Raw genomic sequence first — 19,447 nt, 5'->3', positions numbered from 1 at the left:
GTCCGATGCGGTCAGACGCGGAAGTGGCTGACCAGCATCTGCAACTGATTGCCCAGGCGCGCCAGCTCGACGCTGGATGCCGCCGTCTCCTGGCTCGCCGCCGCCGTCTGCTCCGACACATCACGCACGTTCAGGATGCTGCGGCTGATCTCTTCGGCCACCGCGCTCTGCTGCTCGGCCGCCGCGGCGATCTGCTGGTTCATCGACTGGATGTTCGACACCACGCGGGTGATGTTCTCCAGCGAGGCACCCGCCTTGCGCGTCAGCTCCACGCTGCTGTCGGTCAGGCTGCGGCTGCCATGCATCACGTTGGCCACCTGCTGGGTGCCGCTTTGCAGGCCCGCCACCAGCACCTCGATTTCCTCGGTGGACTTCTGGGTGCGCTGCGCCAGGCCGCGCACTTCATCGGCCACCACGGCAAAACCACGCCCGGCTTCACCCGCCCGTGCCGCTTCGATCGCGGCGTTGAGCGCCAGCAGGTTGGTCTGTTCGGCCACCGACTTGATCACGTCCATCACGCTGCCGATCTTCTGGCTTTCCTGCTGCAACTGGCCCATGGCCTCGGTGGAGCGGTTGACCTCGACCGCCAGGCGCTCGATCTGCGCGATGGCCTGGGCCACCACCTGGTCACCGGCGCGGGCCTGGCCGTCGGCGTCGGTGGCGGCCTCGGACGCCTGCTCGGCATTGCGCGCCACTTCCTGCACGGTGGCCGCCATTTCGTGCATGGCGGTGGCCACCTGGTCGGTCTCGACCTTCTGGCTGTTGACCCCGGCGTTGGTCTGCTCGGTGACCGCCGACAGCTCTTCGGCCGCACTGGCGATCTGGGTCACGCCGTCACGGATGCCGCCGATCAGGTCGCGCAGGGTTTCGCCCATGCGCTGGATGCCTTGTTGCAGCACGCCCAGTTCGTCACGGCGGGTGACGCGCAGGGTGTGGGTTAGGTCGCCGGTGGCGATCTTCTCCACCACTTCCAGGGTTTCGCGCAGCGGGCGGGTGATCTGGCGGGTGATGATGATCGCCGCCAGCACGCCGAACAGCAGCGCCGCCAGGGTGCTTGCCAGTTGCCAGGTACGCGCCTGGGCACTTTCGAGGTCGCGACGTTGCAGCTGGATGGCGTACAGCTCATCGCTCAGGCGCACGATATCGTAGCCCTGGGTGGTCATTTCCTTGCGCGCCTCGCCGATCGCCGTGTTGGCGGCCTTGAAGCTGCGCACCGCTTCGGCGTAGTGCAGGGTGGCGGCCTCGAGCGGTCGGGCACGAGCATCGGTGGCGGCCAGCTGGCGGGTTTCGGCCAGGGTGGCGTCGAGCTGGCGGGCGGCGACCTGTTCGGTTTCCGGGGTGAGGTCGGCGATGTAGCCGCGCACCTCGAAGCGGGCCAGCAGCAGGTGCTGGCGTACGGTGGTCAGGCGCTTGAGATGTTCCAGGCGCTCGCTGTCACTCTGGCCAGAGGACAGGCTGTCGGCCAGCAGGGTTTCCATCAGGGCACCGGCCTCATTGGCGGTAACGCCCATGCTACGGCGCGCTTCGCCACCCTGCTTGTAGGCGCTGCGCATCTTGGCCAGGGACACCTCGTAGGCGGCGACCACCTGCGCCTGTTCGCGCAGCAGCTTGACGTTCTCCGGGCTCTTGAAGGTGTTCAGCAGGTTCTGCTGGCGGGCCTTGAAGGTATCCAGCTTGGCCTGGACATTCTGCGCGAGCTTGTCGTCACCGTCGGCAATCATGTACTGCAGGCGGGCGATGCGCAGTTCGGTGAGCTCGTTGTTGAGCTGGGTGATGTCGCTCATCCAGTTGCTGCGGTCGATCAGACCGCCCAGGCTGGTCCAGCCGGTCAGGGCCAACAGGCCGGTCAGCAGCAGCACCAGGCCGAAGCCCAGGGCGAGTTTCAGGTTGACGCTGATATTGGCAAACCAGCTGTTCATGCGATCCCTCCAGGATTCTGTGCGCTCTTTGATCTAAATCGCTGGAGGTTGTTTTTCTTGGAGGCCAGCTGACGTGAGCTGCCTTTATCGGCGGGATGTTGCAGAGCTGAAACGCTTTTTCTCCAATTCCGACGAAAACCATCAACAAAATGTTTAGGGTGTTTGCGCCAGGCCGCAAACACCCCATTACAGGCGTCAGAGTCTGCTGGCGCCAAAGGTGTCGCACTGGTTGAGGTCGCCCTTGGCGAAGCCGGTCTTGAACCAGCGCACGCGCTGCGCGGAAGTGCCGTGGGTGAACGAGTCGGGCACCACGCGGCCTTTGCTCTGCTGCTGCAGGCGGTCATCGCCGATCGCGTTGGCGGCGTTCAGGGCCTCTTCGATATCGCCCGGCTCCAGCCAGTTATGGCGTTGCTGTGCCTGGTAGGCCCACACGCCTGCCAGGCAGTCGGCCTGCAGTTCCTGACGTACCAGCAGGCCGTTGTCGCCTTGCAGGCGCTGGCCGCTGCGACGGGCCTGGTCGATCCTGGCTGACACCCCCAGCAGGGTCTGCACATGGTGGCCGACCTCGTGGGCGATCACGTAGGCCTGGGCAAAGTCGCCCGCTGCCGCGAAGCGGGTTTCCATCTCCTTGAAGAAGCTCATGTCCAGGTACACCTGCTGGTCGGCCGGGCAATAGAACGGGCCGGTCGCCGACGAGGCAAAGCCACAGGCGGAGTTGACCTGACCGCTGAACAGCTTGAGGGTCGGGTCCTTGTACTGGCGCCCGGCCTGGGCAAACAGGGCGCGCCAGGTGTCCTCGGTGTCGCCCAGGATGCTGGCGACGAACTCGGCCTGTTCGTCGCCGGCCGGTGGTGCCTTGCGCTCGCCGGTGCTTGCCGGCGCGCTCTGTTCGCTCATCTGCCCGCTCAGCTGGCCAAGGATCTGCATCGGGTCCTGCCCGGTCAGCAGGCCGATCCCCACGATCAGTACCACCGCCGTCAGGCTCAGGCCCTTGCCGCCCAGGCGCATGCCACCACCACCGCCGCCTTCACCGCGAGCGTCGACCACGTTGTCGCTGCGCCTGCCTTTTCGCCAGAGCATGAGCGTTCTCCCAAGCTTGAAATATGAAGATAAAGATTAGTCCACCCGGCCCGGCGGCGTTAGCGCTTTGGACATAACCATACGGTTATGGGTTCAAGGATTCTTTTCAATGTTCGCCGGTGCATGCCTCGGCCACACTGCCCATCACTCCTGCCCGTACAGGCCTCCAAAAATCCAATAAGAGGAGAACGGCATGTCTGCACAAGACACCAGTCGTTTCGTTATCCGTGATCGGAACTGGCATCCGAAAGCCCTTACCCCCGACTACAAGACCTCCGTCGCGCGCTCGCCTCGCCAGGCGCTGGTGAGCATTCCACAGTCCGTCAGCGAAAGCACTGGGCCGGATTTCTCCCACCTGAAATTTGCCGAGCACGACAATGACCTGCTGCTGAACTTCAACCACGGCGGCCTGCCCATCGGCGAGCGCATCATCGTGGCCGGGCGCGTGTGCGACCAGTATGGCAAGCCGATCCCGCACACCCTGGTCGAAATGTGGCAGGCCAATGCCGGCGGCCGCTATCGCCACAAGAACGATCGCTATCTGGCGCCGCTGGACCCCAACTTCGGGGGTGTGGGGCGCGCGCTGACCGACAGCGAGGGCTACTACAGTTTCCGTACCATCAAGCCGGGCCCGTACCCGTGGCGCAACGGCCCCAACGACTGGCGCCCGGCGCATATCCACGTGTCGATCAGCGGCCCGTCGATTGCCACGCGTCTGATCACCCAGCTGTACTTCGAAGGCGACCCTCTGATCCCGATGTGCCCGATCGTCAAGTCGATCGCCAACCCGGACGCGGTACAGAGCCTGATCGCCCGGCTCGACATGGCCAATGCCAACCCCATGGACTGCCTGGCCTACCGCTTCGACATCGTTCTGCGCGGCCAGCGCAAGACCCACTTCGAAAACCGCTGAGGAGCCCCGCCATGCCTATCGAACTGCTGCCGGAAACCCCATCGCAGACCGCCGGCCCCTACGTGCACATCGGCCTGGCCCTGGAAGCGGCCGGCAACCCGACCCGTGACCAGGAAATCTGGAACCGCATGGCGCGCAGCGATGCGCCCGGCGAGCACATCCTGCTGATCGGTCACGTCTACGACGGCAACGGCCACCTGGTGCGCGACTCGTTCCTGGAGTTCTGGCAGGCCGACGCGGCCGGGCAGTACCACAGCGAATTCAACCTGGAACAACCGTTCAACAGCTTCGGACGCACCGCCACCACCTTCGATGCCGGTGAATGGACGCTGCATACGGTCAAGCCCGGTGTGGTCGCCAATGCCGCCGGCGTGCCGATGGCACCGCATATCAATGTCAGCCTGTTCGCCCGCGGCATCAACATCCATCTGCACACGCGGCTGTACTTCGACGACGAGGGCCAGGCCAATGCCAAGTGCCCGGTGCTCAACCTGATCGAACAGCCACAACGCCGCGAGACCTTGGTCGCGCGGCGCTGCGAAGTGGATGGCAAGCTGGCCTACCGTTTCGATATCCGCATCCAGGGTGAAGGCGAAACGGTGTTCTTCGATTTCTGAGGCCGCCTAGCGGGGCACCGGGTTCAGGTCGAAGTGGTTGCGCTGGTACTGGAACAGCAGGCAAGGCTCCTTCTTGGCGGTCATCTTGCAACCGCTCTCATGTTCCAGCCCGGCCGGCAACTGGTAGTACGAACCGGCCGGGTACTCGGTCTCGACCAGCTTGCCGTTCTTGTCCTTGATGCGGGCGTAGAACACGCCGCTCATCACCACGGTCGGCAACGTCTCGGTGTGGGTGTGGTAGCCATTGTCCACACCGGGACGGAAACTGACGAAGGCCTCGTAGGCACCATTGCCCAGGATGTCGCCCTGCACGTTAGCGTAGGTGACGTTGTTGTTGGTGCCCGGTACCACTTTCCAGGTCAGCGCATTTTTCGGCAGGGAGATGAGTGGGGCGGTGCAGTAGCAGACCGCAGCCACGGCGGTAGTGGCGCAAGCTGCCAACAGCAAGCCGGCGGCGGTAACTCGAAGTGCTTTCATGGTTGAAACCCTCTGATGAACAATCGAAAGAAGGTTAATCAAACAACGAACGCACAAATACGGCAGAAGCAGCCCAGAACCTGTGTGCTTCTTGCACAGATCACATCTTGATTTCCCATCGTGGTTCAGCGTAGTACGCCCGCGCATACTCGACCAATGCCCGAACCTTGGGCGCCAGATAGCGGCTTTGGGGGAACATCGCGTACACGTGCCGGGAGGGCTGCTGCCATTCGGGCAGCACCTGTACCAGGCGCCCGTCGAGCAGGGCGTCATGCACGATGAAGCGGTCGAAGCTGGCGATACCCAGGCCGGCAATGGCCGCCGCACGCAACGCCATCGGCGAGTTGGCGCTCAGCCGGCTGGGCATTGCCACGTCCAGGCGCTGCCCGTCGGGCCCCTGCAGGCTCAGCCGTTGCGGCTGGGCCAGGCGGTTGTAGCCGAGCAACGCATGCTCGCCCAGGGTGTGCGGTTCGATGGGGGCCGGCCAGCGCTGCAGGTACGCGGGGGCGGCTACCAGCACGACTTCGCTGACGGCCAGTTGCCGGGCCACCAGGTTGGAGTCGGGCAGGTGGGTGGTCACCCGCAGGCACACATCGACCCCTTCTTCGAGCATGTCCACAAAGCGGTCGGTGCAGATGAGCTCCACCTGCAACTGGTCGAAGCGCTCGACGAAGTCCGGTAGCCAGCGCCCCAGCTCCAGTTCACCGAATGCCGTGGCCACGCTCAGGCGCAGGGTGCCTGTGGGTTGCTGCTGGTGTTCGGAAATCTCCAGGCTCATGGCTTCGAGCTGCTCCAGCACCTGCACGCAATGGCGGTAGCACAGTGCGCCGGCTTCGGTGACGTGCAGGCGCCGCGTGGTGCGGCTGAGCAACTGGGTGCCGAGGTGGCGCTCCAGGTTCTTGACCTGGCGCGACAGCACGGTGTGCGATTGCCCGGTCAGGGCCGCAGCGGCGCTGAAACCACCACTCTCTACCACGCGGCGAAACGCCTGCATCGCGCTGATCTGGTCCATGGTCGGCTGGCTTTCATGAAGGAGTCGGGTCGCCAGTCTAGCAGCAGCCGGCGCGCCTACTCGTAGGCACTGACCCCGGCAATGTGCCGCCCGGCGATGTAGCCGAAGGTGGTCGCCGGCCCCAGATTGATCCCGCCCGCCGGGTAATGCCCGCCCATGATGCTGAGCATGTCGCTGCCGGCGGCATACAGGCCGGCAATCGGCTGCTGCTGTGCATCCAGTACCTGGGCGTGGGCATTGGTCCTGAGCCCGGCAAAGGTGCCGAAGCAGCCCGGCTCCACCTTCACCGCATAGAACGGCCCCTGCTCGATGGGCGCCACGCACGGGTTGGGCCGGTGTAGCGCATCGCCCTGCTTGCGGTTGTAGGGCGTGCTGCCACGGCCGAACTGCGGGTCTTCGCCGTGGCGCGCATGGCGGTTGTAGTCGCTGAGCGTGGTACTCAGGCCCTGGGGGTCGATGCCGCAGGCGATGGCCAGCGCCTCGATGCTGTCGCCGCACTTGAGGTAGCCGCTGCGAATGAAGGGCGCCACCGGCAGTGGGAAGGGCCGGGAGATGCCCAGGCCGTAGCGGCGCTGGAAGGCGTGGCTGCAGATCAGCCACGAGGCCACCTGCTCGCCGGGCGCGCTGGCGACCATTGCGCTCACGTAGTCGTAATAGCCGTTGGCTTCGTTGACGAAGCGCTTGCCGTTGGCCAGCACACCGATGATGCCGGGCTTGGCACGTTCGATGATGTGCGGGAAATGGCCGAAGGTGCCGTCCTTGTACGGCACTTTCGACACCGGGGCCCAGGCCACCGGGCTTGCCAGGTCGTCGACCACGTGTGCGCCCACGCTCTCGCCCAGGCGCAGGCCATCGCCGCTGGCGCCCAGCGGCGGCAAGGCCAGGTGCTCATGCCCGGTGGGGGTACGCGGGAACAGCGCCTTGCGCCGCTCGATATCGTTGGGGAAGCCGCCGGCTGCCAGCACCACGGCCTTGCGCGCATGAATGCTCACGTCGCCGTTGGCCGTCTGCACCACCGCCCCCGTCACCCGGCCAGCGTTGTGCAGCAGGCGCTGCGCCGGGGCCGATGCCCACAGCAGCACGCCGAGGTCTTCGGCCGACTTGGCCAGGCGCGCGATCAGGGCCACGCCGTTGACCAGCTGCATCGCCCGGCCGTAGCGTGCGAGGTCGAGCAGATGGCGTGCCAGGCGCTTGCCCACATGCAGCAGCGAGCGCCACGAACTGGTCAGGGTGAGAAAGGCGGTAAGGTCCTTGCCGGCCATGATCGGCATGCCCATGAATGAGGTTTCGCGCATCGTGCGGCGCAGCTGCCTGAGCAGCTTGCCGACCTTGCGCCCGTCATACGGGGCGGCGATCACCGAGCGCCCGCCCGTGCCGGCCCCGGGCGTGTCGCCGTGGATATCGGCAATGCCGTTGCCGTCGGCGAACTGCAGGGCGGTATGGCGTTCGAAGAACGACACCATGTGGGGCGCCGCCTCCAGGAACGCATCGATCATCGCCGGTTCGAAGCGTTCGCCCAGTTCGTGTTGCAGGTAGGTGCGCGGCAGCGAACGGTCCTCGACGATGCCGGCGCGCTGTGCCAGCGGGTTGCACGGTACCCACATCCAACCGCCGGACCAGGCCGTGGCGCCGCCGAACACCGGGTCCTTTTCGACCACGATGACCTTCTGCCCGTGAAAGGCGGCGGTCACCGCGGCGCTCAGGCCGGCAGCGCCGGAGCCGATGACCAGGACATCGCAGTCCACCGGGCGGGAGGTAGGGGTGTGGGCAGTCATGCTGGGTCCTCGCAGTGCGCGCAATTATTATTTTGGAACGAAGTTCCATATTCTATGATTGCACGTCGGCTGCCAAGGCCGTCGCCTGCAAAGTTGGGCGAAGATCGAACAGTGGTTTGCGCTTTGCCCGGCGCTCTTTAGAATCGGCGAAATTTTCAGGGACCGTGACCATGGCCGGCAGTCAGATCGAACGTGCTTTCAGCCTTCTCGAAAGCCTCACCAGCGAGCCGCGCGGGCTGCCGATGCAGACCCTGGCCGAGCAGCTGGACATCCCCAAGAGCGCGACCCATCGCATGCTCGCCGAGCTCATGCGCCTGGGCTACGTGCGCCAGAACCCGGAAAACAGCCGGTACCTGCTGAGCACCAAGCTGGTGGGCATGGGTTTTCGCTACCTGGCCCAGAGCGGTGCCGACATCGTCCAGCCGATTCTCGACCAGTTGGCCGCGCAGACCGGCGAGCTGGTGCGACTGGGGATCATCGACGGCGAGCGCCAGGTGTGGATCGCCAAGGCCCAGGGCGCCCGCTCCGGCCTGCGCTACGACCCGGACATGGGGCGTGAGGCGCCGCTGTTCTACAGCGCGTCGGGGCATGCCTGGCTGGCCAGCCTGAGCGATGCCCAGGCGTTGCTGCTGGTGGAGCGCCAGGGCGTGGGCCGGCGCGAGGACTTCGGGCCGAACGCGCCAGCTTCCAATGCCCAGCTGCTGGAACGCCTGCGCATGGCGCGGGAACTGGGCTATGCGTGGGTGGTGGAGAGTTCGGCGCTGGGTACGTCGGCGTTGGCGGCGGTGGTGCGACACCCGCAGGATGGGCATGTGGTCGGGGTGTTGAGCGTGGCCGGGCCGACCGCGCGCCTGAACGAGGCGCGCCTGCACGAGCTGGCGCCGGCGTTGCTGGCGGCGGCGGCCGAGCTGTCGGCGGCCAGCCCGGCGTCGGAGCTGTTTGTCTAGACGCTTCGCTGGCAAGCCAGCGAAGCGGCCCTCAGGTAAACCAAGGCAGTTTTGTGGAGCGCAAAGCTGTTTTTTTTGTACTTGCATTGAAATTGGAACTAAGTTCTAAATAATGCAAATACAACAACGCACCCGAGACTCCTCCATGAACCCACGTGTCATGTCCCTGGCCGCCCTCACTGTCCTTGAGCTGTCCCCACCCCGGATGGTCGAAGTCGCCGCCCGGGCCGGCTACAGCCATGTCGGCCTGCGCCTCGAGCCGGCCACCCCCGAAGAACACCACTTCCCGCTGGCAAGCGACGCCGGCCTGCGCCGGCAGACAGCCGAGCGCCTGCGCGACACCGGCATCCGGGTGCTCGATGTGGAGATTCTGCGGCTCAAGCCCGACACCCTGGTCGCCAACTTCGAGGCCCTGCTCGCGGTGGGCGCCGACTTCGGTGCCAGTGAGCTGCTGGTTGCCGGCAACGACCCGGATGAACAGCGCCTGACCGACAACTTCGCGGCGCTGTGCGACCTGGCCGCGCCGTATGGCCTGCACCCGCACCTGGAGTTCATGCCGTGGACCGATGCCAAGGACCTGACCCAGGCCACCCGCATCGTCGAAAACGCCGGGCGCGCCAACGGCTGCGTGCTGGTCGATGCCTTCCACTTCGATCGCTCGGCGTCGCGCCTGGAAGACCTGCGCCGCCTGCCGGTCTCGCGCATCCGCTACGCGCAACTGTGCGACGTGGCGGGCCCGCGCCCCGACGACATGGCCGAGATCCTGCGTCAGGCGCGTAACGAGCGACGTTTTCCAGGGGATGGGGAGTGCGACCTGAACGGGTTGCTGCACAGCTTGCCGGCCGACCTGCCGCTGAGCCTGGAGATCCCCACGCGCCAGTTGCTGGAGCAGGGGGTGAGTGCGCTGCAGCGCGCGCAGTGGGCGCTGGAGAAGGCCCGCAAGGTAATGAACGCCGGCTCCCTGTAGGAGCCAGCGTTGCTGGCGAAGGGCTGCATTGCAGCCCGGGCTTACGCCTCGACTGTCGGGATCCTGCGCGGTGCCATGAAATACATCCACAGCAGCGCGATGAAATACATCGCCGGAATCATGGTGAACAGCACGGTGTAGTTGTTGTTGGTGCTGGTCAGCACATGCCCCACGATCTGGGTCATGAACATCCCCCCGGTGGCCGCGCACATGCCGCCAAAGCCGAACACGGTGCTCATCATGTGCTTGGGCGTGTAGTCCATCACCAGGCTCCAGATGTTGGCGGTCCAGGCCTGGTGCGCGGCAATCGCCAGGGAGATGGCCAGTACCGCCACCCACAGGCTGCTGGCGCCTGCGGCGAAGATCACCCCGACGATGGTGGTGGCGAACAGCAGCATCGACAGCAGCCGCGCCTTCACCGGCGCCATGCCGCGGCCGATCATGAACGAGGACAGGATCCCGCCACCCACGCTGCCGAAGTCGGCACTGAGGTAGATCACGATCAGCGGGATGCCCATCTGCGTGACGCTGATGCCCAGGTTGTACTGCTGGTTCAGAAACGGCGGCAGCCAGTACAGGTAGAACCAGAACACCGGCGCGGTGATCGAGTAGGCCAGGGCAAAGGCCCAGGTGCCACGCATGCGCAGGATACGGGTGAACGGCACGGCCGCCTGTTCAGGCTCGACCTCGCTCTGGATGTACGCCAGTTCCGCCTTGCTCACGCTCGGGTGGTTTTCCGGGTTGAAGTACTTCAGGCCCCAGAACGTGGCCCACACCAGGCCCAGCGCGCCCATGGCCATGAACGCCGCCTGCCAGCCCCACACAGTGAGGATCAGCGGCAGCAGCATCGGGGTGAACATGGCGCCGACGTTGGTGCCGGCGTTGAAGATGCCGGTGGCCACCGCCCGCTCGCCCGCCGGGAACCACAGCCGGGTGGTCTTCACGCAGGCCGGGTAGTTGGCCGCTTCGGTCAGGCCGAGGATGAAGCGACAGACCATGAAGCCCACCGCCGAGGTGGCCAGGCCGTGGGCGCCAGTGGCCAGGCTCCACAGCAGCACCGCGCAGAAGAACACGCGCTTGACGCCGATGCGGTCGATCAGCCGGCCCTGCAGCACGAAGCCGATGGCGTAGCCCACCTGGAACCAGAAGTTGATGTTGGCGTAGTCCATCGCCGTCCAGCTCATTTCCTTGGCCAGGATCGGCTGCATCACGCCCAGTGCGGCGCGGTCGATGTAGTTCAGGGTGGTGGCGAAGAATACCAGCGCCAGCATCACCCAGCGGGTCTTGCCGACGCCCATGGCGCCACGGATCTTGTCGCCGATACCGGCGTGCGGGGTACTGGCCGATGGCTGGGCCAGGGGAGTGCTTTGGCTGTGGATCATGTGGTGATTACCCGTATTTTTATGTTTATGGGTCAAGCCAGGATGACACGCGGTACACCAGTCGACTACGGCAGGTTCGTCGGTGCTTTTGGCAAGATGCTCATCTGCCTGGTGGTAAGAAATGGTGCGCATTGGTCAAAAAAGGGTCAATTGATCTGGGCGGGTACTGGGCGATAATCGCACACAAAACTAACCAGTTCGTACCTTTTGATTGAGCTAGGATAAACCCCAGCCAATAATTCGTGCAGCTGGGCACTGCCTGCCCGTTGGAGCCTGAAGATGCAGCGTTCGATTGCCACCGTGTCCCTGAGCGGCACCTTGCCGGAAAAACTCGAAGCCATTGCCGCCGCCGGATTCGACGGCGTGGAGATCTTCGAAAACGACCTTCTCTACTACGACGGCAGCCCCCGCGAGATTCGCCAGCGCTGCACCGACCTGGGGCTGGACATCACCCTTTTCCAGCCGTTTCGCGATTTCGAGGGCTGCCCGCGCGGGCGCCTGGCGCGCAACCTGGAGCGCGCCGAGCGCAAGTTCGAACTGATGCAGGAACTGGGCACCGACCTGGTGCTGGTGTGCAGCAACGTGTCGGCCGACGCGCTGGGCGGCCAGCAACTGCTGGTCGACGACCTGAGCCTGCTGGCCGAGCGGGCCGCCGCCCACGGTGTGCGCATCGGCTACGAGGCGCTGGCCTGGGGGCGGCACGTGAACACCTGGCAGCAGGTGTGGGACATCGTGCGCCAGGCCGATCACGCCAACCTGGGCATGATCCTCGACAGCTTCCACACCCTGTCGCTCAAGGGCGACCCCAGCGCCATCGCGCAGGTGCCGGGGGACAAGATCTTCTTCGTGCAGATGGCCGATGCGCCGATCCTGGCCATGGATGTGCTGGAGTGGAGCCGGCATTTTCGCTGCTTCCCGGGGCAGGGCGAGTTCGACCTGCCGGGGTTTCTGGCGCCGATTCTGCAGGCCGGCTATCGCGGGCCGCTGTCGCTGGAGATCTTCAACGACGGTTTTCGTGCCGCGCCGCCACGGGCCAATGCCGCCGACGGCCTGCGTTCGCTGCTGTACCTGGAGGAAAAGACCCGTCAGTTGCTCGAACGCACCGCACCGCTGGCCGACCCTGAGCTGCTGTTCGCGCCGCCGCCGGCCAGCAGCTGCGATGGCATCGAGTTTCTCGAGTTTGCGGTCGACGACGCCTCGGGCGCCAAGCTGGGCAACTGGCTCGAAGGCCTGGGCTTTGCCCGTGCCGGCAAGCATCGTTCGAAGAATGTGAGCCTGCTGCGCCAGGGCGAGATCAACCTGATCCTCAACGCCGAGCCCTATTCGTTCGCGCACAACTTCTTCGAAAGCCACGGCCCGTCGCTGTGCGCCACGGCGATCCGGGTCAGGCACAGCGCCCAGGCGCTGGCCCGGGCGGTGGCCTATCACGGCCAGCCCTATCGTGGCCTGGTGGGGCCCAACGAACGTGAGCTGGCAGCGGTACGCGCCCCCGACGGCAGCCTGATCTACCTGGTGGACCAGGGCGCGGACGGACGCACCATCTACGACACCGACTTCAGCCTCAGCGAGCAACCGGCCCATGGCCTGGGCCTGACCCGCATCGACCACATGGCACTGGCCCTGCCGGCCGACAGCCTGGACAGCTGGGTGCTGTTCTACAAAAGCCTGCTCGACTTCAGCGCCGATGACGAGGTGGTGCTTCCCGATCCCTATGGCCTGGTCAAGAGCCGCGCCCTGCGCAGCCAGTGCAGTTCGATCCGGCTGCCGTTGAACATCTCCGAAAACCGCAACACTGCGATTGCCCACGCGCTGTCCAACTACCGCGGCTCGGGCGTGCATCACATCGCCTTCGACTGCCAGGACATCTTCGCCGCCGTCAAGCGCGCCAAGGAAGCCGGCGTGGCGCTGCTCGATATCCCGCTGAACTACTACGACGACCTGGCGGCCCGGTTCGACTTCGACGATCAGTTCCTGAGCGAGCTGGCCTACTACAACGTGCTGTACGACCGTGATGCCCAGGGCGGCGAGCTGTTCCACGTATACACCGAGCCGTTCGAGGAGCGCTTCTTCTTCGAGGTGCTGCAGCGGCGCAATGGCTACAGCGGTTACGGCGCGGCCAACGTCGCGGTGCGCCTGGCAGCGATGGCCAAGGCGCGCAGCGGCGGGCTGCGGCATGCCAAGCTGTAACGTGTCAGCGCCCGTCAGGCTTTCTTCTGGCGCACCCCGGGGCCATAATCGCGCGGTTAACCGACTGGTCAAGAGCCCCGTATGACGACAACTCCAGCACCCTTGGCGGCACCTGCCGAGGCGCCGCGCAAGAGCCGCAAGAACAATCCTGAGAAAACCCGCGAGAACATTCTGCAGGCGGCCATCAGCGAGTTCGTGCAGCAAGGCCTGGCCGGTGCCCGGGTCGATGCGATCGCCGAGCGCACCCAGACCTCCAAGCGCATGATCTACTACTACTTCAACAGCAAGGAGCAGCTGTATGTGGAGGTGCTGGAGAAGCTTTACGGCGATATCCGCAGCACCGAAAGCAACCTGCACCTGGCTGAACTGGAGCCGCGCCAGGGCATTCGCCGGCTGATCGAATTCACCTTCGATCACCATGATCGCAACGTCGACTTCGTGCGTATCGTGTGCAACGAAAACATGCACCACGGCGAGTACGTCAAGCAGTCGGCCGCGATCCGCTCGATGAACAAGACGGTGCTCACCGCGCTGGACGAGATACTCCAGCGCGGGGCTGCCGAGGGGGTGTTCCGCCAGGGCCTGACGGCGCTGGACGTACACCTGCTGATCAGCTCGTTCTGCTTCTATCGCGTGTCCAACCGGCACACCTTTGGCGAGATCTTCCAGGTGGATTTCGAGGACAAGGCGCTCAAGGACAAGCACCGCGAGATGATCTGCGAGTCGGTGCTGCGCTACCTGCAGGCGTGATGCCGGGGAGCCTCCAGTCGCCGGCAGGGCCGGCACCTGCGGGTTGACCACCCTGTACAGGTGCCGGCTAAGCGTTCAATCCCCCAGGCTGTTGAAGTGCCCGATCATGCGCTGTGCATCCGGCACCACGCCGCTGAACAGCTCGAAGGCCTTCACCGCCTGAAACACCGCCATGTTGGCCCCGTTGAGCGTGCGGCATCCCAGTGCCCGCGCCTCGCGCAGCAATTGGGTCTCCAGCGGGAAGTACACGATCTCGGCCACCCACATTTCGGCGCGCAGCAGCGCCCTGGGCACCGGCATGCCCGGCAGCTTGGCCATGCCCATGGGGGTGGTGTTGACCAGCCCGCAGGCCTGGCCCATGGCCGCTTGCAGGTCATGCCCGCAGCGTGCCGGGCTGCCCTCGAAATGCTGGTTGAGGTTGTCTGCCAGTGCCTGGGCCCGGGCGGGCTCCACATCGAAGAGCGTCAGCTGGGCCACCCCTTCGCTGAGCAGCGCATGGGCCACCGCGGCACCCGCACCGCCTGCCCCCATCTGCACCACATGACGGCGTGAAACATCACCCAGGCCACGCCTGAAGCCCTCGGCAAACCCCAGGCAGTCGGTGTTGTGGCCGATGCGTCGACCGTCCTTGAGCACCACGGTGTTCACCGCGCCGATACCACGCGCCTCGGGCGACAGCTCATCGAGCAGGGGCACGATCGCCTGCTTGCACGGGAAGGTGATGTTGAGCCCGGTAAAGCCCATGTACTCGGCCGCGGTCAGCAGTTCTTCGAGGGCGCTGCTGTCCAGCTTCAGCTGGTCCAGGTCGATCAGCCGGTACAGGTAGTTGATGCCCTGGGCGGCGCCTTCGTGCTCGTGCAGGGCCGGGGTACGCGAGGCCTGGATACCGGCGCCGATCAGGCCGGCGAGAATGCCGGAAGGGGGGGCCAAACTCATCGGTAAAACTCCATTGTTGTTCTTGGCAGGGGGAGGGAGCGTCACGACTAAAATGTACTGACTGGTTAATAGGGTCAATCGGGACGGGCCGTGCATTGATCGTTTCTGTTCGCTGATCGAACAAGCTGTGCTAAACCTGTTGTTTTGCACGGCACCACGGAGGGCGACATGGCGGCGCAGTTCGAAGAGATGCGGGACGTTCACGACACCTGGCCGGGCCTGGCCAGCCTGACCCAGTCGGTTTTCGCCGGGTTGGGCGCCAGGGGCTTCAGGAATCCGTTCCGGCTCGAGCGCTCTACAGCCACCTGCCTGCTGTTGATCGACGGCTTGGGCTGGAACCTGCTCAAGGCGCACGCCGAGCATGCACCGTTCCTGGCCGCGCTGATGCAGCCCGACAGCCACTTCAAGGTCGGCTTCCCGGCCACCACTGCCGCCAGCCTGGCCACGGTGACCTCCGGCATGGGCAGCGGTGCGCATGGCATCGTGGGCTGCGATTTCGCCCTGGATGCACATTCGGTGTTCTCGCCGCTGTCATGGACCACTGCGGCCGCGCAGACGGGCAGCGTGCCGACCGCGGCGCCTGTCGCGGCCTCCTTCATCGTGCCGCAGACCGCCTGGGAAGACGCGGCCGCCCAGGGCGTACAGATCAGCACGGTCATGCTCGGGCGCTTTGCCGACTCGGACTTCACCCGTGCCATCTACAAGGCCGGCGGCATCCTTGCCGCGCCGGCCTACGATGCCTATCCCGAGCTGGTGCGTAGCGCACTGGAGGTGGAGGCGCCAGCCTTCTGCTTTGCCTATTTCGGTGACCTGGACTTTGCCGGGCACCTGTATGGGCCGGGCTCGCCCGACTGGTGCAGGCAACTGGAGATTGCCGATCAGCTGGCCCGCGACATTGCCGGGCGCCTGCCGCGCTCGGCGCGCATGCTCGTGATTGCCGACCACGGCATGCTCGACCTGGACCGCGCCCAGGTGCATGACTTCGATACCGACAGTGCCTTGCAGGACGGGGTGCGGGCGATGGCCGGGGACATCCGGGCGCGCTACCTGTACACCCACGAGCATCAGCAGGACCGCGTGCACGAGCGCTGGCAGAACCGCCTGGGGGATGAATACCGGGTGTTGAGCAAGGCGCAGGCGATTGGCGCGGGGTTGTTCGGGGACGTGATGCTGAGCCAGGCCGAAGGGCGTATCGGGGACCTGATCGTGGTTCCGACCGGGGCCGGCGGGATCATTCGCAGCGTGGAGGAGAAGCACCCCAGCCAGTGGCGCGGGCACCATGGGGCGTTGACGGACGCGGACCAGGTGGTGCCGCTGTTGATGTACTCAGATTAGGGCCATCGCGGGTCAAGCCCGCTCCCACAGGTACCCCACTGCCCTTCAGAGCCGTGACATTCCTGTGGGAGCGGGCTTGACCCGCGATAGAACACCGCCGATCCGGGCCTAGCGCCGAACCAGCAGCACCCCGCTTTCCATATGGTGCGTATACGGGAACTGGTCAAACAGCGCACACCGCTCGATACGGTGCGTATCGCTCAACTGCTCGATGTTCGCCGCCAGTGTCTCGGGGTTGCACGAGATGTACAGGATGTTATCGAAGCGCCGGGTCAGCTCGCAGGTGTCCGGGTCCATGCCCGCGCGCGGCGGGTCGACGAACACGCTGCCAAAGGCATAGCTTTTCAGGTCGATGCCTTCCAGGCGCCGGAACGGCCGCACCTCGTTCAGGGCCTCGGTCAGCTCTTCGGCCGACAGGCGCACCAGGCGCACGTTATCCACGCCGTTGTCGTCCAGGTTGTGCAGCGCGGCGTTCACCGAGGTCTTGCTGATCTCGGTGGCCAGCACCTTGCGCACCCGCGTGGCCAGCGGCAGGGTGAAGTTGCCGTTGCCGCAGTACAGCTCCAGCAGGTCGTCCTCGCGCTCGCCCAGGGCCTCGTAGGCCCAGTTGAGCATCTTCTGGTTCACCGTGCCGTTGGGCTGGGTGAACGCGCCTTCTGGCTGGCGATAGCGGAAAGTGCGCCCGCCCACGGCCAGCTCTTCAACCGCATAGTCACGGCCGATCACCACGCGCTTGCCCTTGGAGCGCCCGATGATGCTCACGCCCAGGTCGGTCGCCAGTTGCCGGGCAGCGGCTTCCCAATGCTCGTCCAGTGGACGGTGGTAGCACAGGGTGATCATCGCGTCGCCCGCCAGGGTGGTCAGGAACTCCACCTGGAACAGCTTGAAGCTCAGCGCCGAACTGGCCTGCCACGCCGCCTTGAGCTGCGGCATCAACTGGTTGATGCGCTGGCTGGCGATGGGGAAGTCGTCGATCAGGATCGCCTGGTGCTTTTCACCCGGGGCGAACATCGCGTAGTGACGCTGCTCGTTCTCGCGCCACAGGCGAAACTCGGCACGCAGGCGGTAATGCTCGCGCGGCGAGTCGAACACCGCCGGCTCCGGTGCGCCGAATGGCGCCAGCAGTGCGCGCAGGCGCTCGACCTTGGCCTCAAGCTGCGCGGTGTAGGTAGTCGGGTCGTAGACGGAACTCATGCGGCGTACCAGCCCAGCTTGATCACGAACAGGATGGAGAGCACCACCAGCGCCGAGTTCAGTTCATGCCGGCGTCCCGAGATCAGCTTGATCACGGTCCAGGAGATGAAGCCGAAGGCGATGCCGTTGGCAATCGAATAGGTCAGCGGCATGGCCAGCGCGGTGACCACCACCGGGGCGGCCTCGGTCACGTCGTCCCAGTTGATTTCCGCCAGGCCCGAGGCCATCAGCACGGCGACGAACAGCAGTGCAGGCGCGGTTGCGAAGGCCGGAACGCTGCCGGCCAGCGGGGCGAAGAACAGTGCCAGCAGGAACAGCCCAGCCACCACGATGGCGGTCAGCCCGGTGCGTCCGCCAGCACTCACGCCGGCCGCCGATTCGATATAGCTGGTGGTGGTCGAGGTGCCCAGCAGCGAGCCGGCCATGGCCGCGGTGCTGTCGGCGATCAGGGCGCGGCCCATCTTCGGCATGTGGCCGTCTTTGCCCATCAGCCCGGCGCGCTTGGCCACGCCGATCAGGGTGCCAGAGTTGTCGAACAAGTCGACGAACAGGAAGGCGAAGATCACGCTGATCAGGCCGACATCCAGTGCGCCCTTGATGTCCAGCTGCAGGAAGGTCGGGGCCAGCGAGGGCGGCATCGACACGATGCCGTTGAACGGGGTGTAGCCCAGGCCGATGGAGGCGACGGTGACCGCCAGGATGCCGATCAGCACGGCGCCGCGTACCTTCATCGCCTCGAGCGCGACGATCAGGAAGAAGCCCAGGGTGGCCAGTACCGGTGCCGGGTTGCGCAGGTCGCCCAGGCCCACCAGGGTGGCCGGGTTGTCGACCACGATGCCGGCGTTGTGCAGGGCGATCAGCGCCAGGAACAGGCCGATGCCGGCGGCAATTGCCGAACGCAGCGGCAGCGGAATGCTGTTGACGATCCATTCGCGGATGCGAAAGATCGACAGCAGGAAGAACAGCACCGCCGAAATGAATACCGCCCCCAGTGCCACCTGCCAGGTGTGGCCCATGTGCAGCACCACGGTGTAGGTGAAGAAGGCGTTCAGGCCCATGCCCGGCGCCAGCGCGATCGGGTAGTTGGCGATCAGCCCCATCACCGCCGAGCCGATGGCGGCAGCCAGGCACGTGGCGACGAAGATCGCGCCCTTGTCCATGCCGGTCTCGCCGAGGATGCTCGGGTTGACGAACAGGATGTAGGCCATGGCCAGGAAGGTGGTGACCCCCGCCAGGATTTCGGTGCGCACGTTGGTATTGTGCGCTTTCAGTTGAAACAGCCTTTCCAGCATGCCAGCTCCCCGTGGCGCACTGCGGCGCCTTGAATGTTCGACCCCATCAGCAAAGCACAGACTGTACCGGACACGGGGTGCCGGACTGAGTGATTTTTGAATGGGCCGCAAAAAAGCCGCGCATCATATCAGCAAGACCGCCACTTTTGGACCAGGACCATGACCGTGCAGCTGATTCACTACGATGCGCTGACCCCGGCCCAGCGCGCAGGCCTGCCCGGCATCGAGGTGCTGGCGGCGCAGCGGGCGTTTTGCGGTGACATCGAGGGCGCGCTGCATACCCTGCTGAACCGGCCCGGCGACGATGTGCGCGGGCTGGCGCTGCTGGTGGGGGGCGTGCCGCAGGGCTTCCTGCTGCTCAAGCGTGGTGCACACCTGCCGCCGTGGGCCCGCCATGATGCGGCCACCTTGCATGCCCTGCAGGTGGACTGGCGGGCGCAGGGGCAGGGGCTTGGCCGCTGGTGCCTGGCGGCGCTGCCGGCGCGGGTGCGCGAAGTGTGGCCGCAGGTGCGTTGCCTGCAACTGTCGGTGGATACCGACAATCAGGCGGCGTTGAGGCTGTACCGCGCCCGGCTCTTCTACACACTCGAAGCTGCCGACGAAGCTGCCAGCGTAGACACGCGACGTACGCGACACACTCAGCAACACACGCGACAACACACTA

The 19,447-nt window shown here is 65.5% G+C and carries 17 protein-coding genes; 8 read left to right on the top strand and 9 right to left on the bottom strand.

Annotated elements, in window-relative coordinates; translation table 11 throughout:
* Nucleotides 1-11: 11 nt before the first annotated feature.
* Nucleotides 12-1,919 carry a methyl-accepting chemotaxis protein gene (locus tag MF6396_RS25200; protein WP_043860700.1) on the bottom strand — a complete coding sequence of 636 codons (1,908 nt, stop codon included), beginning with the start codon at nt 1,917-1,919 and terminating at the stop codon, nt 12-14.
* A gap of 195 nt (nt 1,920-2,114) precedes the next feature.
* Nucleotides 2,115-2,999: a KPN_02809 family neutral zinc metallopeptidase gene (gene ypfJ / locus MF6396_RS25195; RefSeq protein WP_043860699.1), complete on the bottom strand. Its 885-nt coding sequence runs from the start codon at nt 2,997-2,999 to the stop codon at nt 2,115-2,117.
* A gap of 193 nt (nt 3,000-3,192) precedes the next feature.
* Here ypfJ and pcaH point away from each other — a divergent pair, with 193 nt between their 5' ends.
* Both pcaH and pcaG read left to right on the top strand, forming a co-directional pair.
* Complete coding sequence (pcaH, locus tag MF6396_RS25190) at nt 3,193-3,912, top strand: protocatechuate 3,4-dioxygenase subunit beta (protein WP_043860698.1); 720 nt, start codon at nt 3,193-3,195, stop codon at nt 3,910-3,912.
* Nucleotides 3,913-3,923: 11 nt separating this feature from the next.
* Nucleotides 3,924-4,529 carry a protocatechuate 3,4-dioxygenase subunit alpha gene (pcaG, locus tag MF6396_RS25185; protein ID WP_078481790.1) on the top strand — a complete coding sequence of 202 codons (606 nt, stop codon included), beginning with the start codon at nt 3,924-3,926 and terminating at the stop codon, nt 4,527-4,529.
* Between the two features lie 6 nt (nt 4,530-4,535).
* Here pcaG and MF6396_RS25180 read toward each other — a convergent pair whose 3' ends face one another.
* The 3 genes from MF6396_RS25180 to MF6396_RS25170 form a co-directional block, all read right to left on the bottom strand.
* Nucleotides 4,536-5,006, bottom strand: a complete 471-nt coding sequence (locus MF6396_RS25180; RefSeq protein WP_078481789.1) for a hypothetical protein — start codon at nt 5,004-5,006, stop codon at nt 4,536-4,538.
* Nucleotides 5,007-5,106: 100 nt separating this feature from the next.
* Entirely contained in the window at nt 5,107-6,018 is a 912-nt protein-coding gene (locus tag MF6396_RS25175) for a LysR family transcriptional regulator (protein WP_078481788.1), read from the bottom strand.
* A gap of 56 nt (nt 6,019-6,074) precedes the next feature.
* On the bottom strand, nt 6,075-7,793 hold the full coding sequence (locus MF6396_RS25170; RefSeq protein ID WP_078481787.1) for an FAD-dependent oxidoreductase: 1,719 nt from the start codon (nt 7,791-7,793) through the stop codon (nt 6,075-6,077).
* Nucleotides 7,794-7,963: 170 nt separating this feature from the next.
* Between MF6396_RS25170 and MF6396_RS25165 the strand changes: the two genes are divergently transcribed.
* A complete protein-coding gene (locus MF6396_RS25165) occupies nt 7,964-8,740 on the top strand; it encodes an IclR family transcriptional regulator (RefSeq protein WP_043860693.1) in 777 nt (258 codons plus the stop codon).
* A 145-nt stretch (nt 8,741-8,885) separates the two neighbouring features.
* Nucleotides 8,886-9,707 (top strand): sugar phosphate isomerase/epimerase family protein, encoded by an 822-nt coding sequence (locus MF6396_RS25160; RefSeq protein ID WP_078481786.1) that lies wholly within the window; start codon nt 8,886-8,888, stop codon nt 9,705-9,707.
* 41 nt (nt 9,708-9,748) lie between these two features.
* Here the strand turns inward: MF6396_RS25160 and MF6396_RS25155 are convergent, their stop codons facing one another.
* Nucleotides 9,749-11,089 carry an MFS transporter gene (locus MF6396_RS25155; RefSeq protein ID WP_043860691.1) on the bottom strand — a complete coding sequence of 447 codons (1,341 nt, stop codon included), beginning with the start codon at nt 11,087-11,089 and terminating at the stop codon, nt 9,749-9,751.
* A gap of 279 nt (nt 11,090-11,368) precedes the next feature.
* On the opposite strand from MF6396_RS25155, the gene quiC reads away from it, so the two are divergent.
* Nucleotides 11,369-13,276: a 3-dehydroshikimate dehydratase QuiC gene (quiC, locus tag MF6396_RS25150; protein ID WP_054916558.1), complete on the top strand. Its 1,908-nt coding sequence runs from the start codon at nt 11,369-11,371 to the stop codon at nt 13,274-13,276.
* An 81-nt stretch (nt 13,277-13,357) separates the two neighbouring features.
* Nucleotides 13,358-14,026: a TetR/AcrR family transcriptional regulator gene (locus tag MF6396_RS25145; protein WP_043860689.1), complete on the top strand. Its 669-nt coding sequence runs from the start codon at nt 13,358-13,360 to the stop codon at nt 14,024-14,026.
* Between the two features lie 75 nt (nt 14,027-14,101).
* On the opposite strand, the gene MF6396_RS25140 is transcribed toward MF6396_RS25145, so the two are convergent.
* Nucleotides 14,102-14,962, bottom strand: a complete 861-nt coding sequence (locus MF6396_RS25140) for a shikimate dehydrogenase (RefSeq protein WP_078481785.1) — start codon at nt 14,960-14,962, stop codon at nt 14,102-14,104.
* Nucleotides 14,963-15,130: 168 nt separating this feature from the next.
* On the opposite strand from MF6396_RS25140, the gene MF6396_RS25135 reads away from it, so the two are divergent.
* Complete coding sequence (locus tag MF6396_RS25135; RefSeq protein WP_078481784.1) at nt 15,131-16,297, top strand: alkaline phosphatase family protein; 1,167 nt, start codon at nt 15,131-15,133, stop codon at nt 16,295-16,297.
* Nucleotides 16,298-16,405: 108 nt separating this feature from the next.
* Here MF6396_RS25135 and trmA read toward each other — a convergent pair whose 3' ends face one another.
* Entirely contained in the window at nt 16,406-17,491 is a 1,086-nt protein-coding gene (trmA, locus tag MF6396_RS25130; RefSeq protein ID WP_043860686.1) for a tRNA (uridine(54)-C5)-methyltransferase TrmA, read from the bottom strand.
* A complete protein-coding gene (locus tag MF6396_RS25125) occupies nt 17,488-18,783 on the bottom strand; it encodes an NCS2 family permease (protein ID WP_043860685.1) in 1,296 nt (431 codons plus the stop codon). Before MF6396_RS25125 ends, trmA begins: the two co-directional genes overlap by 4 nt.
* 159 nt (nt 18,784-18,942) lie before the next feature.
* On the opposite strand from MF6396_RS25125, the gene MF6396_RS25120 reads away from it, so the two are divergent.
* On the top strand, nt 18,943-19,447 hold a 505-nt coding region (locus MF6396_RS25120), incomplete at its 3' end, for a GNAT family N-acetyltransferase (RefSeq protein WP_238596475.1).

This window comes from Pseudomonas sp. MF6396 (assembly GCF_002018915.1).
Lineage (GTDB): Bacteria > Pseudomonadota > Gammaproteobacteria > Pseudomonadales > Pseudomonadaceae > Aquipseudomonas > Aquipseudomonas palmensis.
Note: the sequence above shows the minus strand (reverse complement) of the source record. Positions and strands in the feature narration are given on the sequence as shown.

What these genes read in the sequence shown, in the direction of transcription:
- MF6396_RS25200 (WP_043860700.1), bottom strand. Translation starts at nt 1,919, where the DNA reads ATGAACAGCTGGTTTGCCAATATCAGCGTCAACCTGAAACTCGCCCTG.
- ypfJ (WP_043860699.1), bottom strand. Translation starts at nt 2,999, where the DNA reads ATGCTCTGGCGAAAAGGCAGGCGCAGCGACAACGTGGTCGACGCTCGC.
- pcaH (WP_043860698.1), top strand. Translation starts at nt 3,193, where the DNA reads ATGTCTGCACAAGACACCAGTCGTTTCGTTATCCGTGATCGGAACTGG.
- pcaG (WP_078481790.1), top strand. Translation starts at nt 3,924, where the DNA reads ATGCCTATCGAACTGCTGCCGGAAACCCCATCGCAGACCGCCGGCCCC.
- MF6396_RS25180 (WP_078481789.1), bottom strand. Translation starts at nt 5,006, where the DNA reads ATGAAAGCACTTCGAGTTACCGCCGCCGGCTTGCTGTTGGCAGCTTGC.
- MF6396_RS25175 (WP_078481788.1), bottom strand. Translation starts at nt 6,018, where the DNA reads ATGGACCAGATCAGCGCGATGCAGGCGTTTCGCCGCGTGGTAGAGAGT.
- MF6396_RS25170 (WP_078481787.1), bottom strand. Translation starts at nt 7,793, where the DNA reads ATGACTGCCCACACCCCTACCTCCCGCCCGGTGGACTGCGATGTCCTG.
- MF6396_RS25165 (WP_043860693.1), top strand. Translation starts at nt 7,964, where the DNA reads ATGGCCGGCAGTCAGATCGAACGTGCTTTCAGCCTTCTCGAAAGCCTC.
- MF6396_RS25160 (WP_078481786.1), top strand. Translation starts at nt 8,886, where the DNA reads ATGAACCCACGTGTCATGTCCCTGGCCGCCCTCACTGTCCTTGAGCTG.
- MF6396_RS25155 (WP_043860691.1), bottom strand. Translation starts at nt 11,089, where the DNA reads ATGATCCACAGCCAAAGCACTCCCCTGGCCCAGCCATCGGCCAGTACC.
- quiC (WP_054916558.1), top strand. Translation starts at nt 11,369, where the DNA reads ATGCAGCGTTCGATTGCCACCGTGTCCCTGAGCGGCACCTTGCCGGAA.
- MF6396_RS25145 (WP_043860689.1), top strand. Translation starts at nt 13,358, where the DNA reads ATGACGACAACTCCAGCACCCTTGGCGGCACCTGCCGAGGCGCCGCGC.
- MF6396_RS25140 (WP_078481785.1), bottom strand. Translation starts at nt 14,962, where the DNA reads ATGAGTTTGGCCCCCCCTTCCGGCATTCTCGCCGGCCTGATCGGCGCC.
- MF6396_RS25135 (WP_078481784.1), top strand. Translation starts at nt 15,131, where the DNA reads ATGGCGGCGCAGTTCGAAGAGATGCGGGACGTTCACGACACCTGGCCG.
- trmA (WP_043860686.1), bottom strand. Translation starts at nt 17,491, where the DNA reads ATGAGTTCCGTCTACGACCCGACTACCTACACCGCGCAGCTTGAGGCC.
- MF6396_RS25125 (WP_043860685.1), bottom strand. Translation starts at nt 18,783, where the DNA reads ATGCTGGAAAGGCTGTTTCAACTGAAAGCGCACAATACCAACGTGCGC.